Genomic DNA, 15,335 nt, shown 5'->3' with positions numbered 1-15,335 from the left:
CACGACTCGGCCAACTCAGCCCGATCGACTACGAGAAGACGACAGATAACCTGAACTCTGCCGCCTGAAATCGGTGTCCACGTTTATGGGGAAAGCCCCGTCCTCCGCGCTTGTGCGCCCGGTCTCTGGCGGCGCGCACCCTGGCATAGGCGGTGTCCTGCCTGCGGATCCGCCCTCGGGTGTATTGCGGGATCAGAATCTTCTCGACGAAGTCGTCCAGCCGGTGCAGGTAGATGTTCGACAGGATCGGTGAAACGACGCCACCTTGCGGGACCCCGCTCAGCGTCGCGTTCCAGACCCAGTCCTCCAAGTATCCGGCCATGAGCATGTTCCGCATCAGCCGCAGGAACCGGCCATCATGGATCCGCTCCGCCAGCGTCGAGAGCATGATCTCGTGATCGAAGCTCCCGAAGCAGTCGGCGACGTCTCCCTCGATGAACCAGGTCGTCCCGGTCCAGGTCTCGCCCACTTTCCGCAACGCGGTGTGGCAACCTCGACCGGGACGAAAACCGTGGGATAGGTCGGAGAACATCGGCTCGTAGTAGGCCTCCAGCAGGAGCCGCACCACTTCGCCGACGAGCTTGTCCGACCACGGCGGCAGGCCCAAGGGCCTGGTCTTACCGTTCTTCTTCGGGATGTGGATCCGCTTGACCGGGCTCCACCGATACCGCTCGAACCGCAGCGCCTCGATGATCGCCTCGATCTTGCCGATCGACATGCCGTCCACGGTCTCCCCGGTGACCCCGGGCGTCATCGCCCCCTTGTTGGCGTAGATGCGCCCGTAGGCCAGCAGATACAACTGCGGGTTGAACAACTGCCGATACAACTCCCTCAACGGCAGGCCACGCCTGCCGCGCTCACGCAGGACACCCAGCACCGTTTCGGCGCTCTGCATTACGCATACCTCCCGACCCTGAGGTGTCCGATCACCTGGCCCCCTTCGCCCTGCATCCGGCTCTCCCGGACTCCTTGGCCGGTCGTGACTCCGGCGACTACTACGGGGCCTCCGTCGCCATAGGACTCGCGTCCCGTAGGCGATCCCATGTTCGTCCTGGCCGTACGTGACAGCGTGAGGTAGGCGTCCCACTCATCTCCTTCAATGCCCTCACTGGGCATCGCTCCGCGCTCGGAAGGTGCCCAGGCCATGGCACTAAACCCGGGCAGAGCGCGGCGTCGGCTTCGGGCGTCGATTTCCGACGGATGCGACCTTCCATCAACTGGAGATTGGGATTCAGGCAATCCAGCTTTCGCCCTATCACGCGGGTCCCACGACGCGCCGCCTCCAACGCCTGAGCACGGCCGCCGCTTCAATGACATGCTGCTGTCCCCTTCACCTTTCGGATCCAGGTAAGCCATCGGACCCAGGAACCTCCTTCCAATTCCTCCCGGCTCAGCCGGGGATACGACCAGGCGCCTCATGGCGCACTGCCAGCGGTCGGAGACGTGGACGGCGTCCGGCAGGGCGCGGCGGATCGCTTCGGCGTAGGCGCCGGAGTCGTCCCGGCACACGACCTGCACTCCGGGGTGCTCGCGCAGCCAGGCTTCCAGGACATCAGCGGTGCGGCCGGGCAGCACGTCGATGCGCTCGCGCGTCTCGGCGTCCGATCAGCACGGTGGCGTAGCGACTGCGTCGGCGTAGGGCGAAGTCGTCCACCCCCACCACGCGGGGCACCCGCGGCCGGGGCAGGGGCAGGGGCAGGCGCAACAGGAGGCGCAGGGCGGTATGCCGTGATAAGCGCACGGCCAGCGCGGATATGACTCTCATGCCGGCGCGTCCAGCCAGCTCGCGGACCACCGCACCGATCTGGGAAGCCAAGCGAGGGGTGCGCCGCTGGTAGCGCTCCAGCACGCCAGGAAGCTGTTCACGAAACGTCTGGCGGCAGCCGCGCGTGGGGGCAGACCAGGCGGCGGATCCGTACCACGACCAGAACGCGGCGGGCGTCAACCGGGACATCAGCCACACTGCGCTGGTGATAGCCGTGCACCCGCGCCGTCTCGGCCCCGCAACCCGGACAGGCGACCGATTCATCCGGGGTCCGCGCCCGTACCCGAATCAGCTCGCCCTCGTCTGCCACGTCCTCCACGACCAGCGGCGATAACCCCGAAAACACCGTACGCACAAGATCGTCCATATACACGGCTCAGCGTGACGCTACAACACGTCCCGTCACCACCGAATCTGCGACAGAGCCGAAAGAGGAGACAGAGCCGAAAACCGTACAGTCCCGGCTGGAGCGCGACCTGGACCGCCGCGCCGCTGCGCCCCGGCGCCAGTTACACCGGGGTGGTGGCATCCGTGGAGCTAACGATGTCTTGGGCGAGGGTCAGGCTGGATGTGGAAGCCGTGTGCTCTCCGCGGTCGTGATCGACTGCAGAAGTGCTTGGGAGGCTGCGGCCCTATCGCCCGTGGCGCGGAAGACTTCGGCGGTCGTGACGCGTTCAATCGTCTGCCGTTGCGGTGCGACACCGGCCGTGTCCGCTGTGTCCGCTGCCGCGAGAGGGCGCGGCCGGTCCAGCGCGCGGCGGAGGCGAGGCTCTCCTCCGGAAGAACGTTGCCGAGGGCGACACCGAGCATGGCGCGGGCTTGTCCGAGGAGTTGCGCGGCGGCATGGTCGGCGTGCCCTTCGGCGAGCCGTGCTTCGAGTCTCCGGATGAGCGGCCACAGTTCGTTGATGGCCTCGGCGCTTTGTCCTGACTCGCGAGCGACGCGGGCCAGGCGGATGGTGGATTCGCCGAACTTGATCATGGAGATGAAGCCGGCGTCCGCGGGGTCGGTAACGCTGAGAACGTGTGGAGGCAGTCCCATATTGTGGGTCACTCGTCGAAGGGTGGGCTCGTCCGTGATGACTCGCCGCCCGTTTTCGAGCATCGAGATATCGGTCGTGTCGTAGCCCAGCGCCGCGGCCAGGGCGGACTGGCGGTGACCGGGTCGCTGATCCGCTCGGCGGTGATGGGCAACTCGGACATGACGGCCCGGACGTACCTGGCGGGCCGCATGTCGCCCTTCATGGTTGGATTTCCGCCCCCAGATGGTGCACTACCGTTACGGCGATGTCGCCCAGTACGTCGAGTTGTTCCGGCGTCAGCAGGTCGATGATGTGCGCCCGTACGGACTCGACGTGATCGGGCGCGGCTCGGACGATCGCGTCCAGTCCTCGGGCGGTGAGAACGATGACGGCACCGCGGCCGTCGTCGGCACACTCCTGCCTGGTCACCAGGCCGCGCTCCTCCATCCGGCTCACGTGCCGCGACAACCTGCTCTTGGACCACAGCATGCGGTCGGCCAGTTCCTGCAGCCGCCAGCGTCGGCTGTCCCTGGAGGACAACGCGGACAGCACGTCGTAGTCCGCCTCGGAGAGGCCCGAATCGCGATGCAGGTCACGGGCGATGCGGGCGTCGAGAAGCAGGCGCATCCTCCGGTAACCGAGCCAGGCACGGAATTCGCGTTCATCAAGCCATCGCGGGTCGGGCATGAGCCGTAGCCTACTGCCAGTTGACATGTAAACCACAGATAGGACACTCTCTCGTTTACACGTAAACTAGTTAGGAATCGAATGCCGAATTTGAAGGTCATCGTCGCCAGCACCCGACCGGTACGCATCGGCAGGACGATCGGCGACTGGGTGCTCGCCCGCACCGCCGAACACGGCCACTTCCAGGCCGAGTTGGTCGATCTCGCCGAAGTGGGCCTGCCCTTCCTCGATGAGCCCGAGGACGCCACCACCGGCAGGTACGCACACCAGCACACCAAGGACTGGAGCCGTGCCATCGACGCCGCCGACGCCCTGGTGTTCGTGATGCCCGAGTACAACTACGGTTTCAGCGCCCCGCTGAAGAACGCGCTCGACTTCCTGCACGACGAATGGGCGTACAAGCCTGTGGGGCTGGTCAGCTACGGAGGCCTGTCAGGTGGTCTACGTGCGGTCGAGATGCTCAAGCCAGTGCTGGTCAAACTACGCATGGTTCCGGCCGGCGACTCGGTGACCATCTTCCATCGCGAATCGATGGACATCGACGGCCGGTTGATCGCAGACGATCACCTGTGCTCCGCCGCGGACAACATGCTGCAGGAGTTGCGACGCCTCACGGCGGCGATGTCGGTGATGCGAGTCACAACCGGCGCGGAGAAGTCACATCTCCAGACAGCTCACAGCTTCTTCAAATGAGCGTAAGCAGGAGGAATCACGTCGATGTCTGACATCTCGGCCGAAATCGCCACGCAGTTGTTCGCTGACCATCGCGAACTGCTGTTCTCCGTGGCCTACAACATGCTCGGCAGCGTTACCGACACCGAGGACGTCCTGCAGGATGCCTGGCTGGCCTGGGCATCGACAAAGGTGGAGCAGGTCAAGAATCACCGCGCCTACCTTGTGCGCATCGTGGTGAACAAGACACTCGCCCGGCAGGGCGCCGTACGACGCCGCCGTGAGGCATACGTCGGCCAGTGGCTTCCGGAACCGCTCGTCACCGCCGCCGACTCCACGGATGACACCCTGCAGGCGGAGTCGGTGTCACTGGCGCTGCTCGTGGTCCTGGAGACACTCACGCCGCTGGAGCGAGCGGTGTTCATCCTGTACGAGGTCTTCGGGTACCCGCACGCCGAGATCGCCACCATGATCGACCGGACACCGGCGGCCGTCCGGCAGATCAGCCACCGAGCACGCGAGCACGTCCAGGCACGGCGCCCCCGGTACCGCGTCGACTCGCGGATGCAGCAACTGGTGACCGAGCGGTTCGTGGCCGCCACGTTCGGCGGCGATTCGAACGCCCTGATGAATCTGCTGGCGCTGGAGGTCACCCTGTGGACCGACGGGGGCGGCAAGGCCAAAGCCGTCGGGCCCGCGGCCGATCCACGGCCACGACAACGTCGCCCACCTTCTCGTCACCCGCGCCGCTGGTCCGTTCGACGGGCTGGAGATCCAGTACCGGCAGGCCAACGGTGAGCCGTTAGCAGTGTTGTTCGTGAAGAACTCGCCCTTCGCCGTCATGGTCCTCGATCTGACGCCGACCGGTGACCAGGTGCGCAACGTCTACGCCGTCACCAACCCCGACAAGCTTTCCCGAATCCCCTGAAAGGACCACGCATGATTGCGGCAACCGGTGCGACAGGCACCATCGGACGGCCTCTCGTCGAATCGCCGGCCCTCGAAGGCGCCAAGGTCCGCGCCGTCACCCACAGCCCCTGACGACGGCCCTGCCCAACGGTGTCGAAGTCATCGCTGACGATCCGGCGCGGCCCAGCACGCCGGCCCCAGCCCTGGAGGGCGTCACCCCGAGCTGTTCCTGAACCCACGTGCCCTTGGCCTGACCGCCCCGGAGTTGCTGGCCCTGGCCAAGAAACGGGGAGTCCGGCGTGTCGTGCTGTCGGCCATCAAATATGGACGATCCGTTGGAGGAGTAGCCGTCCCGGGCAACGGCGACCGGAACAGGGAGGTCGAACAGGCTGCGATCGCGAGTGGCCTGGAGTGGTTGGCCTGCGCTCCAGCACCTTCGCAGTCACCCGCTCAGGCGGTCACGGGTCCTCCGGACGTTGGAGGGGTGAACGACGGTGAGACGATCGGCGCCTCCGGCTGCACCGCATCCTGCGGCTCGTTCGACGCCGCTCACGCCACGATCATCGCCCCGTGGGGGACCATGGTCGGCAAACGGCAGATCGAAGGCCTGGTCATCGCCGCCGTGCCCGATCCCGCGCGCCGCCACCGAACTGGTGTGCTCGGCACCGGCGGCAAGGACGTCGCGACACAGCCCGAGGTGCTGCGCCCGGCCACCCGCTCGGCCTCCGGTGAGAGACCCTGCCGCACACGCATGGCCACCCCGGCGCTGGTCCACGACGCGGTGCCCGCACCCCGACGCCGTCACAACGTGCTCAGCCTCGTGTCGAGCGTCAGGAAAATGACAGCTTTCGACGTGAAGAGATGTCCGTAACCGCGAGTGATCGATAGTGAGACTCGGGGCATGGTTCAGGCCCTTCGCCTGTACCGCCACGGCAGGCTGGCCGAGTGGCGTGCCTGGCCCTGGCCAAGGACCTGATCGTCGGCCCCCGCGCAAGTTGGGCAGCGCGACGCCGTGCCTGCCTGGACTCGCATCTGGCATGGCGTAGGCCCGGCGGGGTTGGCGACAACGACTCCCTGTCCGATCCTGATATCCGTCCGGCCTCATCGGCACCGTCGTTTACATGATCGCGCGGATGCCCTCCGCGATCTTCTTCAGCTCGCTCAAGCCATCGATCTCCTTGGCGTACCCGGGGCTGATGAATACCTCGACGGCCACGTCGTCACGGAGCTTCCAAATGATCGTGGGCGTGCTCGGTCCGCCGGCGGCGCCGGAATCACCGTCCTTGGACAGCCGCGCCGGCCTGCCGCCGATGTCCACGATCTCGACCTGCAATTCAGGCATGAAGTTGTACAGAGCATCCGCGGACGAGCCATGGGCCACGATCACCTGGACGGAATATTCGCCCTCGGGAACCCCCGGCTTCTGGTAACTGGTGGTGTAGCTCTTGCCGGTGCCGATCACATCGTCTTTTGACCATTTGCCCCATTCGAGACCCGCGGGCAGGTAGGTGAGCCGGATGCCGCCGAACTCCCGCCCATCGCCAAGGTCTCCCAGGGCCTGCGGTCTCGGCGCGGAGGGGAGTTGGGCGAGCTTGATCGGGCTGCCCCATGCGACGACCGTACCGGCGGCGGGCTCCTGCGTGATCACCTTGCCGTCGCGTACCTCCCTCCCGGAGAGCACGGCCTTCAGCCCGACGTCGCGGAGCGCCTGCACCGCCTCGGTGATGCGCCGGCCCGTCACGTCGGGCACGGTCACGTTGTTGCGTATCACGACGTGGTCCTGGCCGGTGGCGGTCTTAGAGGTGTTCGCGGGTTCGCCGAAGTTCACCATCGCTGGCAGGGCCACGGCCACGGCCGCCGTGACAAGTGCCGCCCCCGCCACGCGGAGCCTGATCACGTGCGCGCGATGCCTGCGGCGTACGGTGCTGCCCAGGTTCGGCGCGGCCTCAACGCCGGAGACATGCGCCGCCATGGCGTTCGCGAGGTCGTCCTCGATCGTCATCTGGTCACTTCCTTTGCGACATCCATGCTTTCGCGGATTTTGGCAAGCCCGCGCGCCGCCTGACTCTTGACCGTCCCGACCGAGCAGCCGAGCATGGCCGCGGTGGCCTGCTCCGACTGGTCCTCCCAGTAGCGCAGCACGAGCACGGCCCGCATCCTGGGCGGCAGCCTGCGCAACTCACCAATGAGCGTGTCGCGCAGGTCGAGGTCGGGAGAGTCGGCGGCGGTCTCAGGCGGCCGGGCGAACATGATTTCCTGGACGACCTTGCGTCGCCGCGCCCTGCTGATCGCCGCGTTCACGATGACCTTCTTCGCGTACGCCTCGGGGTTGTTGCGCCTGATACGGGGCCAGTTCCGGTAGACCCTCTCCAGCGCGTGCTGGACCAGATCCTCGGCGTCGTGCCGCGTCGCCCCGCACATAAGGATCGCCGTACGCAGCAACGAGGTGCTCCTGGTGGCGAGGAACTCGTCGAAGGCCGCTTCGTCATCTGTCATCAGTGAGGATCCCCTTTCGCACTCCCTAACGCGTGAACCCATCCGGAGGTTGAGTGTGCCTGTCGCACGACAAGAGAACGGCCCGTCCTCCACTAAGTCACGTTTCGCCTCGTACGGCACCATTCCCCTAGCGGCTTCCAGGGCTGGTCGGCCTGGGGCAGCCGCTTTTGTTCCGAGATAACCTTTGTTATCTGGCAAAATAGCGATCATCGGCATAGCGCGAGCTGGGCCGCCGTCGCCCGGCGCGAGCGCTTCGTTTCCCGGTTATCTGGCAACTCGGCGGAGGGTGGAGGTCGAACGCGGTGGATCCGGTCATCGCCGAGTAGCTCGGCCGCTCCCACCCGCTCGCGGCGCACCTGGACGATTTCCTCACCGACCTGGCCAACGCCGGGAAGTCGGCGCACACCCGGCGCGCCTACCGCGGCGACCTGATCGCCTTCGCCGCTCACCACGGCGACGACCTCGCCGAGCTGACCGCCGCGCCGGTCCGGGCCTACCTGGCCGGGCTCGCCGAGCTGTCGCCGGCCAGCCGCAAGCACAAGCGCGCCGCCGTCGCCTCCTTCACCAAATGGGCCGTCCGCCACGACCTGCTGGACGCCAACCCGATGGACCGCATCGACACCGTCACGGTGCCCAGGAACCTGCCCCGCCCGGCCAGCGCGGCCGACATGGCCAAGGTGCTGGCGATGATCTGCTCGCGACGGCCGCGCAAGGACGTGCCGCTGAACCGGCTGCGCGACCGGGTGCTGTTCGAGACCGCCTACGTGTGCGGCGCCCGCGCCTCCGAGGTGTGCGGGCTGTACGTCGAAGACCTCGGCCTGCGGCTGGACGACGAACACGTCCGCATCCACGGCAAGGGCGGCAGCGTCCGCACCGTCCTGCTCGACGACCGCGGCTACGTCGCCCTGCTCAAGCTCTACCTGGCCCGCGCCGGCTGCACCGCCGGGCCGCTGTTCCGCGCCTCGATCAACGGCCGCGGCGGGGCGAGCCGACATGGAGCTACCTGTGGCGGAACATCATTCCGCCGCTGGTGGCGGCCGGGCACCGGTGCGTCGCGCCGGACCTGGTGGGGTTCGGCCGCTCCGACAAGCCAGCCGACCGTTTCGACCGCACCTACCAGGCCCATCTCGACTGGCTGCGCCGGACCGTCCGCGCCATCGCCACCAACACGCTGTTGCCTGTGGGCGAACCCAACGAGATGGGCCCGTTCTTTGCCAACTGGCTGCAGATGAGCCAGCGCTCCAACCCGTTCACCGCGAGCGCCACGGTGGCGCGTAACCTCCGGGCCGCCACTGCCGACGTGGACCCGCGTGTCCTGGCCGCCTACGACGCGCCCTTCCCCGGCGAGCCCTATCTTCCTGGCGCGCGGCAGTTCCCGCTGCTCGTCCCCCTGTCACCGCACGACGGGGCTAGTGGCCCGAACCGAGCGGCCTGGGCCGTGCTGGAGCGGCTCGAGATCCCGTTCCTGTGCGCCTACGGGGAGTTCGACCCAGTGACGCGCCCGCATGCGGAGACCATGTCCGCGCGCATCCCGGGAGCCAACGGACAACCCCACGCCACGCTGGAGGGAGCGGGGCACTTCCTTCAGGAGGACCGGCCCGCAGGAACTGGCCGAGACCATCGTCGAATTTATCCAGAAAACCCGGTAATCCGCCTTCATGGCGGGTCCCCCGAGACCTCGTCGCGAATGCCTGGGAGACGCCACATGGCCGCGAGCCACCGACGGCCTCGCGGCCTGGACGCCGGCGCACAGCGAGGTACCGGGATCGCGTACCCGTCTCGTCCGCTGACCATGCTGAGAGAAATGCCATGACCTCCACATCAGCACGCCGCTTCACAGCCGGGGACACCATCCCGGCCCGTGAACCATCCGGTCCCGCCGCGTCCAGTTGCCCGCAGTCCACGGTCTCACCCATCTTCAGTTCCGCCGCTACGCCGGCTGCCCCATCTGCAACACGCACCTGCGCTCGATCAGTCTGAGACATGACGAACTGCGTGACGCGCGGATCACCGATATCGCGGTGTTCCACTTCAGCGCCGAGGCGATGCGCCCGCACCAGGGCGACCTGCCGTTCCATGTCGTGGCCGACCCCGAGCGCACGCTCTATCAGGAGTTCGGCGTCGAAGTCTCGCCCCGGGCGGTGCTGCATCCCAAAGCTCTGGCAGCACCGTTCAAGTCATCGACCTACGCCACCGTGGTGCGCGGCCTGCGATCGGGTGGCTCGCCCGCCCCACCACGCGGCGACAACGCTCTCGGGTTGCCCGCCGACTTCCTCATCGACGCCGACGGGCTCATCGTGGCCGCCAAGTACGGCAGGCACGCCGCCGACCAGTGGTCCATCGACGAAATGCTGCACCTGGCCGCGGAAGGGGCATGACGGCGATGAAACCCTTCCGATTCGGCGTGGCCTTGAGCCTCGCCGCCGACCGCCGAGACTGGATCGAGCAGTGCCGTACGGCCGAGGCCATCGGCTTCGACACGATCGCGGTCATCGACCACCTCGGCAAGCCGGCGCCGATCCCGGCGCTGATGCTGGCCGCTGAGCATACCAGCCGTCCCCGCATCGGCACCTACGTCCTCGACGCCACCTATTACCACCCCACGCTGCTGGCCCGCGATCTCAACACCATGAACCAGTTGACCGACGGCCGCCTGGAGGTCGGCATCGCCCCGGGACGACCGTCCGCCACTCGCGAACATCTGGCGGAACTCGGCATGCCGTACCCCACCGGGGTCGAACGCGCCGACGCCCTCGAACACGCCGTCAAGGAGGTGCGGCGCCAGTTGACCGGATCCCTTCCACCTCTGCTCATCGGCGGACGCGGCGACCGAGCCCTGCGCCTGGCGGCCAAACATGCCGACATCATCGCCATCACCGGCAGCGCCAGCAGCCGCTACGGCAAGGTAGGCCTGCCGGCTTTCGCCGGAGCGTCCGTCGTTGCCGAGCGGGTCGCCTTCGCCCGAGCCGCGCTCGGACCACGTCTGGAACAAATCGAGCTGAACAACGAGATCCCGGTCGTCATCGTGACTCGTGATCGGCGCGCCGCACTGGCCAAGCTCCAGGACTTCGCGCCGGATGTCCCTCAGGACGAACTGGGCGACGTACTCGGCTTTCTCGTCGGTACGCCCGAGCAGATCGCCGACAAACTGCGCCACAATCGCGAACGCTACGGGTTCAGCTACGTAACGGTGTTGGAGGGGGGCGTGAGCGGCGGCATGCGCGCCATGGCGCCCGTCATCGAAATGCTCCGCTGACCAGCACACGCAGATCAGCACGGCGGCTCCGATGCGCGGCTCATCAGCGTCACAGTTCCGAAGCCGGATTCGCTCTTGAAAGGGCAACGGACGAGCGACTGGAACGTCCACGATAAACAGCACGCCCGTTCAAGTATCCGGGAAAGCCCCGAAATCGCCGACAATCTTCATAGGAGAACGTCATGCCCCACAACGATCGGGTCGCCGTGGTTACCGGAAGCGGGAGAGGAATCGGTCGGGCGATCGCGCTGCGGCTGGCCGCCGATGGAGCGAAGGTCGTCATCAACTACCGGAGCGATGCGGGGCGGCCGAGCAGGTCGCTGCCACCATCCAGGCATCCGGGGGCCAGGCGTCGGTGGTCGGAGCGGATGTGACCGACCCGGCGCAACTCCGGTCGCTCTTCGAGACGGCCGAACGCGGCTATGGCGGCCTGGACGTGTTCGTGCACAACGCCTATGGATTCGTGCACGGCCCACTCGCCCAGGCCGCCGACGAGGACTATGCGCACGGTTTCGCGGCCAACGCTCTGGCCACGTTCATGGCGTTCCGGGAGGCGACGACGCGTGTGCGTGAGTATGGCAGGATCGTGCTCGTCTCCACGGCGATCACCCGCGCGAGCAATCCTGGCACCTCCCTGTATGCGGCGAGCAAGGCGGCCGGCGAGCAACTCGTACGGGTGCTCGCACGAGAGGTCGCTCCGCGAGGGACCACGGTCAACAGCGTGCTGCCCGGACCGGTCAACACCGACGCGGCGCAGGCCATCATGGACACGATGGCGGCCTCCATCAGCCGAACCCCCTTGAGCCGGATCGGTGAACCCGAGGACATCGCCGATGTTGTCGCGTTCCTGGCCTCCGACCAGGCTCGCTGGATTACCGGCCAAAGGATCGTCGCCGACGGTGGTCTGACGACCTGAGTCCGGCAGCCTCCAGCGACGGGTGCCAGCTCATCTGCGGGCGAAGCCCGGAGCGGGCCCCGGCGGGGGCGTGGGCGATGAGCCGTGCCGGGAGCCTTCGACGATGGGAACGTGGCGGCCGAGGAACAGCACCGCCGCGGGTGGGCCGGACCGCCTGCCCTGGAAAGCGGGGACGATCACGACTCGTTGCATCACGCGTTGCGCGCTCTGCACGATGACGGTCAGCCACCACCTGCGGCGTTGTACCTTGTCAAGGTCGGCCTCGGTGAGCCGGCCGTGCCGTAGCGCCTCGCCGAGCAGGCGGGCGGTCGCGGCCGCCGGGCGATCCGCTCCCGGAATCGGGTCACGCCCTCGGCCCGGAGGCGGGCGTCGGCGCCCTTGTGGGTCAGGTACGCGAGCTGGAAGTAGTCCTTGCGGTACAAGGACATCGGGACCCTTTCGCCCTGGATCCTTCGGTCAGGAACGTCAGCAGGTCCCACTGGGGGATCATGGCGACGTAGTTGTAGGGCTCGGGCGGGCAGGCTGCCGAAATCGCCGAGCGTCACCATGGTGTCGTGGCGGTCGGGCATCTCCAGGTTGCCCATCCGGCTTTGCGGCAGCGCCCGGAACCTCGCGCCGAGCCTGAGCTCGTCCATCAACCCGGACGGTGGAGGCGTGCACGGTGTCACCGCGGAAGTCCCGCAGGAAGTCGCCGTGCTTGTCCAGCACGGCCACCTCGATCCCGGCCCTGGCCGGCAAGAGGCCCAGCGTTACTCCGGCGGGTCCCCCACCGGAGATGAGCGCGGCCTGTAGTCTCTGCTCATGGAGCAGATACGGGCCGGGCGGCTGCGGCCACTGCCGTTTGCACTGCTCGTACAGCTCCTGCTCGCCCCGATCGCAGCACACATGCTGCTGCGCCCCACGTTGGAAACCACCTTGGGGCCCGAACTTCCCTCGATCGACGAGACCTGCGAAGTCTTCACCCAGGCGTTTCTCCGCGCCGCCGCCACCTGACCACCGGCAGGCGCCCGCACTGGGCGGGAGGAATCAAACAGAATTCTCGGAAGATGTCACACCTTCGCGGTGTCCGCCTCTCCTAGCTAGTCCGGCCCTGGGAGCCTGGCACGAGTCCTTCATTGTCGCTTCGAGCACGCGGATGAGCTTCCGCAATCGCCTGGGGTTCGCTGCCGCCGATTTTCGGATTAGATGGTTAGGCTGACCCTGTAGTCAGTGGATTTCTCACTATCGGGATCGACCCGGCTGACCGGTGTCGACACGTGTCCGATCACCCGGAGACTTTGGCGAGCAGTTCGTCAGTGAGGCGAGACAGCCGTTCCGCGTCCTTTGCGGAGAACAGTTTGGTGTGCACATTCAGCTCGGCGAACAGGTGGAAGGCGCTCAACGGTGGCGTCGGCGGATCGTCGAGTAGCCGCAGGAGCGGCGGGACTACATGGGTTGCGGGTTTGGCCAACATGCGCTGCTGCTGGAGATACGCTGCGGTCTGGGGATCGAACTCCCCCGCGTAGCTGGTCGCCGTGGTATCGGGGTGGAAGAGCACGTACCGTACCGGACCCTCGCCGTGCCGCGTGGCGAAGGTCACACCGAGCAAATCGTTCAGGCGGCCGGTCATGAACATCGCGTGCACCAGGTCGTACTGCCGGGTGCTCTGCAGATCATCCCAGGCCACCGGCGTGTCGTGACCAGGCCCCGCGACGTTCACAATCACCGGTTGGTCCGCCTTCTCCAGCGGGCCGAGCAGCCCGTAACTCATCAGCAGGCGGCTGAGATAGAACAGAGCAAAGTTATCCTCGAATCCTTCGGCGGTCACCGACCGGTGGGACCGCATGAACCGCGCGCACAACACCACGCCATCGATGGCCGGATACTCCTCGGCGAGCATGTCGACGGTGCGGCGGGTGTTCGAGACCAAGCTGAGGTCGGCCTCGACGAATGCCGCGCTTCCCGGCGTCAGGGCGGCCTCGGCCACTAGCTGGTTGCCCTTCTTCCGGCTGGTTCCGACCAGCACAGCCCTGTCGCCCCGGGAGAACAACGTGCGGGCCAGCGCCGCACCGATGCCATCGGTGCCACCAGTGATCACATAGGTCTTCATCAAACCAGTTTCCTTGTCGTCGTTGTCGCGTGCGGACTCACCGTGCCTGAACATGTGCACCTTTGGCCACGCGTCGCCGCAGCTCCCTTCCATTAACACTGTTAGTATACGCATCTGTTCATGAAAACATACTACTAAGTCTGGTTAAATGGTCGATCCAATACTCCAGTGGCACTTCGCGATCATGGTGTGGATCTGCGCTGGTTGTGGCAGTGCCGGGCTGTGGCCTGGTGGCATCGGCGCCAGTGTGACCAGCGCAGGACGTCCGTGACGGAGCGGTGTCGGGTCAGTACGAGCGCAGACAGCAGCCGGCGGCTCGGGCAGGGTCAGTGGGATACGGTCGTCGGCGGTGCTGGGTGGCTGGGCCATCGTTATCTAGGGTTGGAGGACCCTTCCAGCAGGTCAGAGGACGATGATCTCTTCTTCCACGTAGGCCAAGTTGACCAGGATCACACCTTGAACAATCCTCCCTGGGGACGGCCGGGCATGGGCTAGGCTGCTCCTCGATGTCTTCCCAGCCGCCTCATCCACAATCGAAACGGCTCAAAGCGCCGACTACCCCGAAGTTGCCCTCGCCGCTGGCCACGGCACGACTGCCCGAACACGACCTGCAAGACGACGGCACCTACCGCGGCCTGGAATTCAACGGCATCGACCTGGCCAATCGCCAAGCGGACGCGACCGACTACGAAGGCTGCCGCTTCATCGTCACCAGCTTCGCCGGCACCTACTTGCGCCAGGCCGGCTTCGCTGACGTGGAACTGGAGCACTGCGACCTGTCCAACATGGCGGCAAGGGGGTCGGGCATGCATCGAGCCCTGGCATCAGCGAGTCGGCTGACCGGCATGAGCTGGTCCGAAAGCACGTTCCGCGATGTGCTCTTCGACGACTGCCGCGCCGACCTGACCGGATTCCGGTTTTCGACGTTCAAGAACACTGTCTTCCGCAACTGCATCATGGCAGAAGCCAACTTCCAGAACGCCGACCTGCGCGGAGTCCGGTTTGAACGCTGCGATCTGAGCGGAGCTCAGTTCTCCCAGGCGCAAATGGACGGCGCGCACTTCTCAGACTGCGTGTTGTTGGGCATCGGCGGGATCACCAGCTTCAAGGGCACGATCATCAAGAACCGGGACGCGCAGGGACTGGTTTCCGCCCTGGCCAGCGCAATGGGAATCATCATCGAGGAATAGGGCAACCTCCATCGTTCTCTCGGCCACGGGTGATTACGGGCGATCATCGGTCAACAGTCCAAGCGTCTCGGGCGCTTCGCAGGCGGTCAGCTGCCGCTCAGAGTCGGTTTCCTGCTGAGAGAACTGGTTGATCAGGTCGGCGAGGGTTTGCCGGTCTTGCGCGGACAGTGCGCCTGCCGAAAATTACATCCATGCAGTTCAAGCCGCTTTCGAGTACTCGTGGAGGACGCCGCCAAGCCGGTCTCGTCGGCGTACGTTCAGGTCGATGATTCGCGTCGGATCCGTGATCGGATCGGGCACGGTGCGTCGCGGCGCTGCTTGGTTCAGGGCTTGA

The 15,335-nt window shown here is 66.4% G+C and carries 16 protein-coding genes and 3 pseudogenes; 11 read left to right on the top strand and 8 right to left on the bottom strand.

Annotated elements, in window-relative coordinates; all coding sequences use genetic code 11:
• Positions 1 to 28: 28 nt before the first annotated feature.
• From FAF44_RS45285 to FAF44_RS45275, 3 genes and pseudogenes are all read right to left on the bottom strand, one after another.
• Positions 29 to 895: a reverse transcriptase/maturase family protein gene (locus FAF44_RS45285; protein ID WP_237109634.1), complete on the bottom strand. Its 867-nt coding sequence runs from the start codon at positions 893 to 895 to the stop codon at positions 29 to 31.
• 533 nt (positions 896 to 1,428) lie between these two features.
• Positions 1,429 to 2,132, bottom strand: a pseudogene (locus FAF44_RS45280) (ISL3 family transposase); the annotation flags it as partial.
• Between the two features lie 873 nt (positions 2,133 to 3,005).
• On the bottom strand, positions 3,006 to 3,473 hold the full coding sequence (locus FAF44_RS45275) for a MarR family winged helix-turn-helix transcriptional regulator (RefSeq protein WP_237109633.1): 468 nt from the start codon (positions 3,471 to 3,473) through the stop codon (positions 3,006 to 3,008).
• An 81-nt stretch (positions 3,474 to 3,554) separates the two neighbouring features.
• On the opposite strand from FAF44_RS45275, the gene FAF44_RS45270 reads away from it, so the two are divergent.
• The 3 genes from FAF44_RS45270 to FAF44_RS45260 all read left to right on the top strand — a co-directional run bounded on the left by FAF44_RS45270 (position 3,555) and on the right by FAF44_RS45260 (position 5,925).
• Positions 3,555 to 4,166: an NADPH-dependent FMN reductase gene (locus FAF44_RS45270; protein WP_237109632.1), complete on the top strand. Its 612-nt coding sequence runs from the start codon at positions 3,555 to 3,557 to the stop codon at positions 4,164 to 4,166.
• 24 nt (positions 4,167 to 4,190) lie between these two features.
• Positions 4,191 to 4,943, top strand: a complete 753-nt coding sequence (locus tag FAF44_RS45265; RefSeq protein WP_237109631.1) for a sigma-70 family RNA polymerase sigma factor — start codon at positions 4,191 to 4,193, stop codon at positions 4,941 to 4,943.
• 595 nt (positions 4,944 to 5,538) lie between these two features.
• On the top strand, positions 5,539 to 5,925 hold the full coding sequence (locus FAF44_RS45260) for a hypothetical protein (RefSeq protein WP_237109630.1): 387 nt from the start codon (positions 5,539 to 5,541) through the stop codon (positions 5,923 to 5,925).
• Positions 5,926 to 6,171: 246 nt separating this feature from the next.
• Here FAF44_RS45260 and FAF44_RS45255 read toward each other — a convergent pair whose 3' ends face one another.
• Positions 6,172 to 7,056: a PASTA domain-containing protein gene (locus FAF44_RS45255; RefSeq protein WP_237109629.1), complete on the bottom strand. Its 885-nt coding sequence runs from the start codon at positions 7,054 to 7,056 to the stop codon at positions 6,172 to 6,174.
• Positions 7,053 to 7,550 carry a SigE family RNA polymerase sigma factor gene (locus FAF44_RS45250; protein WP_237109628.1) on the bottom strand — a complete coding sequence of 166 codons (498 nt, stop codon included), beginning with the start codon at positions 7,548 to 7,550 and terminating at the stop codon, positions 7,053 to 7,055. The genes FAF44_RS45255 and FAF44_RS45250 overlap by 4 nt, the downstream gene beginning before the upstream one ends.
• 356 nt (positions 7,551 to 7,906) lie before the next feature.
• On the opposite strand from FAF44_RS45250, the pseudogene FAF44_RS56520 reads away from it, so the two are divergent.
• The 6 genes and pseudogenes from FAF44_RS56520 to FAF44_RS45225 all read left to right on the top strand — a co-directional run.
• Positions 7,907 to 8,422: pseudogene (locus FAF44_RS56520) on the top strand (tyrosine-type recombinase/integrase); the annotation flags it as partial.
• A 158-nt stretch (positions 8,423 to 8,580) separates the two neighbouring features.
• Positions 8,581 to 9,363 (top strand): hypothetical protein, encoded by a 783-nt coding sequence (locus FAF44_RS45240; protein WP_237109626.1) that lies wholly within the window; start codon positions 8,581 to 8,583, stop codon positions 9,361 to 9,363.
• A 76-nt stretch (positions 9,364 to 9,439) separates the two neighbouring features.
• Positions 9,440 to 9,928, top strand: coding sequence for a peroxiredoxin-like family protein (locus FAF44_RS45235; protein WP_237109625.1), 489 nt, complete (start codon positions 9,440 to 9,442; stop codon positions 9,926 to 9,928).
• Positions 9,925 to 10,806, top strand: a complete 882-nt coding sequence (locus tag FAF44_RS45230) for a TIGR03621 family F420-dependent LLM class oxidoreductase (protein ID WP_237109624.1) — start codon at positions 9,925 to 9,927, stop codon at positions 10,804 to 10,806. The genes FAF44_RS45235 and FAF44_RS45230 overlap by 4 nt, the downstream gene beginning before the upstream one ends.
• Before the next feature lie 182 nt (positions 10,807 to 10,988).
• Positions 10,989 to 11,180, top strand: a complete 192-nt coding sequence (locus FAF44_RS56515; RefSeq protein ID WP_368857795.1) for an SDR family NAD(P)-dependent oxidoreductase — start codon at positions 10,989 to 10,991, stop codon at positions 11,178 to 11,180.
• Positions 11,162 to 11,722, top strand: coding sequence for an SDR family oxidoreductase (locus FAF44_RS45225; protein WP_308193502.1), 561 nt, complete (start codon positions 11,162 to 11,164; stop codon positions 11,720 to 11,722). The genes FAF44_RS56515 and FAF44_RS45225 overlap by 19 nt, the downstream gene beginning before the upstream one ends.
• A 221-nt stretch (positions 11,723 to 11,943) precedes the next feature.
• On the opposite strand, the gene FAF44_RS45220 is transcribed toward FAF44_RS45225, so the two are convergent.
• Positions 11,944 to 12,357: a hypothetical protein gene (locus FAF44_RS45220; protein ID WP_237109636.1), complete on the bottom strand. Its 414-nt coding sequence runs from the start codon at positions 12,355 to 12,357 to the stop codon at positions 11,944 to 11,946.
• Positions 12,358 to 12,418: 61 nt separating this feature from the next.
• Positions 12,419 to 12,607 (bottom strand): annotated as a pseudogene (locus FAF44_RS56170) (hypothetical protein); the annotation flags it as partial.
• Here FAF44_RS56170 and FAF44_RS45210 point away from each other — a divergent pair.
• Positions 12,524 to 12,715 carry a hypothetical protein gene (locus FAF44_RS45210; RefSeq protein WP_237109635.1) on the top strand — a complete coding sequence of 64 codons (192 nt, stop codon included), beginning with the start codon at positions 12,524 to 12,526 and terminating at the stop codon, positions 12,713 to 12,715. The pseudogene FAF44_RS56170 and the gene FAF44_RS45210 sit on opposite strands and share 84 nt — an antisense overlap.
• A 271-nt stretch (positions 12,716 to 12,986) precedes the next feature.
• Here FAF44_RS45210 and FAF44_RS45205 read toward each other — a convergent pair whose 3' ends face one another.
• Positions 12,987 to 13,865: an SDR family NAD(P)-dependent oxidoreductase gene (locus tag FAF44_RS45205; protein WP_237109623.1), complete on the bottom strand. Its 879-nt coding sequence runs from the start codon at positions 13,863 to 13,865 to the stop codon at positions 12,987 to 12,989.
• 452 nt (positions 13,866 to 14,317) lie between these two features.
• Between FAF44_RS45205 and FAF44_RS45200 the strand changes: the two genes are divergently transcribed.
• Positions 14,318 to 15,001, top strand: a complete 684-nt coding sequence (locus FAF44_RS45200; RefSeq protein ID WP_237109622.1) for a pentapeptide repeat-containing protein — start codon at positions 14,318 to 14,320, stop codon at positions 14,999 to 15,001.
• Positions 15,002 to 15,335 lie beyond the last annotated feature (334 nt).

The sequence above is a fragment of the Nonomuraea sp. MG754425 genome (genome assembly GCF_021699195.1).
Lineage (GTDB): Bacteria > Actinomycetota > Actinomycetes > Streptosporangiales > Streptosporangiaceae > Nonomuraea.
The sequence above is the reverse complement of the archived record's forward strand: the minus strand, read 5'-3'. Positions and strand labels throughout refer to the sequence as shown.

Bases quoted from the DNA above. Each gene is read 5' to 3' on its own strand.
- FAF44_RS45205 (WP_237109623.1), bottom strand. From the start codon at position 13,865: ATGTTCAGGCACGGTGAGTCCGCACGCGACAACGACGACAAGGAAACT.
- FAF44_RS45275 (WP_237109633.1), bottom strand. From the start codon at position 3,473: ATGCCCGACCCGCGATGGCTTGATGAACGCGAATTCCGTGCCTGGCTC.
- FAF44_RS45285 (WP_237109634.1), bottom strand. From the start codon at position 895: ATGCAGAGCGCCGAAACGGTGCTGGGTGTCCTGCGTGAGCGCGGCAGG.
- FAF44_RS45210 (WP_237109635.1), top strand. From the start codon at position 12,524: ATGGAGCAGATACGGGCCGGGCGGCTGCGGCCACTGCCGTTTGCACTG.
- FAF44_RS45200 (WP_237109622.1), top strand. From the start codon at position 14,318: ATGTCTTCCCAGCCGCCTCATCCACAATCGAAACGGCTCAAAGCGCCG.
- FAF44_RS45265 (WP_237109631.1), top strand. From the start codon at position 4,191: ATGTCTGACATCTCGGCCGAAATCGCCACGCAGTTGTTCGCTGACCAT.
- FAF44_RS45255 (WP_237109629.1), bottom strand. From the start codon at position 7,056: ATGACGATCGAGGACGACCTCGCGAACGCCATGGCGGCGCATGTCTCC.
- FAF44_RS45250 (WP_237109628.1), bottom strand. From the start codon at position 7,550: ATGACAGATGACGAAGCGGCCTTCGACGAGTTCCTCGCCACCAGGAGC.
- FAF44_RS45230 (WP_237109624.1), top strand. From the start codon at position 9,925: ATGACGGCGATGAAACCCTTCCGATTCGGCGTGGCCTTGAGCCTCGCC.
- FAF44_RS45270 (WP_237109632.1), top strand. From the start codon at position 3,555: ATGCCGAATTTGAAGGTCATCGTCGCCAGCACCCGACCGGTACGCATC.
- FAF44_RS56515 (WP_368857795.1), top strand. From the start codon at position 10,989: ATGCCCCACAACGATCGGGTCGCCGTGGTTACCGGAAGCGGGAGAGGA.
- FAF44_RS45220 (WP_237109636.1), bottom strand. From the start codon at position 12,357: ATGGACGAGCTCAGGCTCGGCGCGAGGTTCCGGGCGCTGCCGCAAAGC.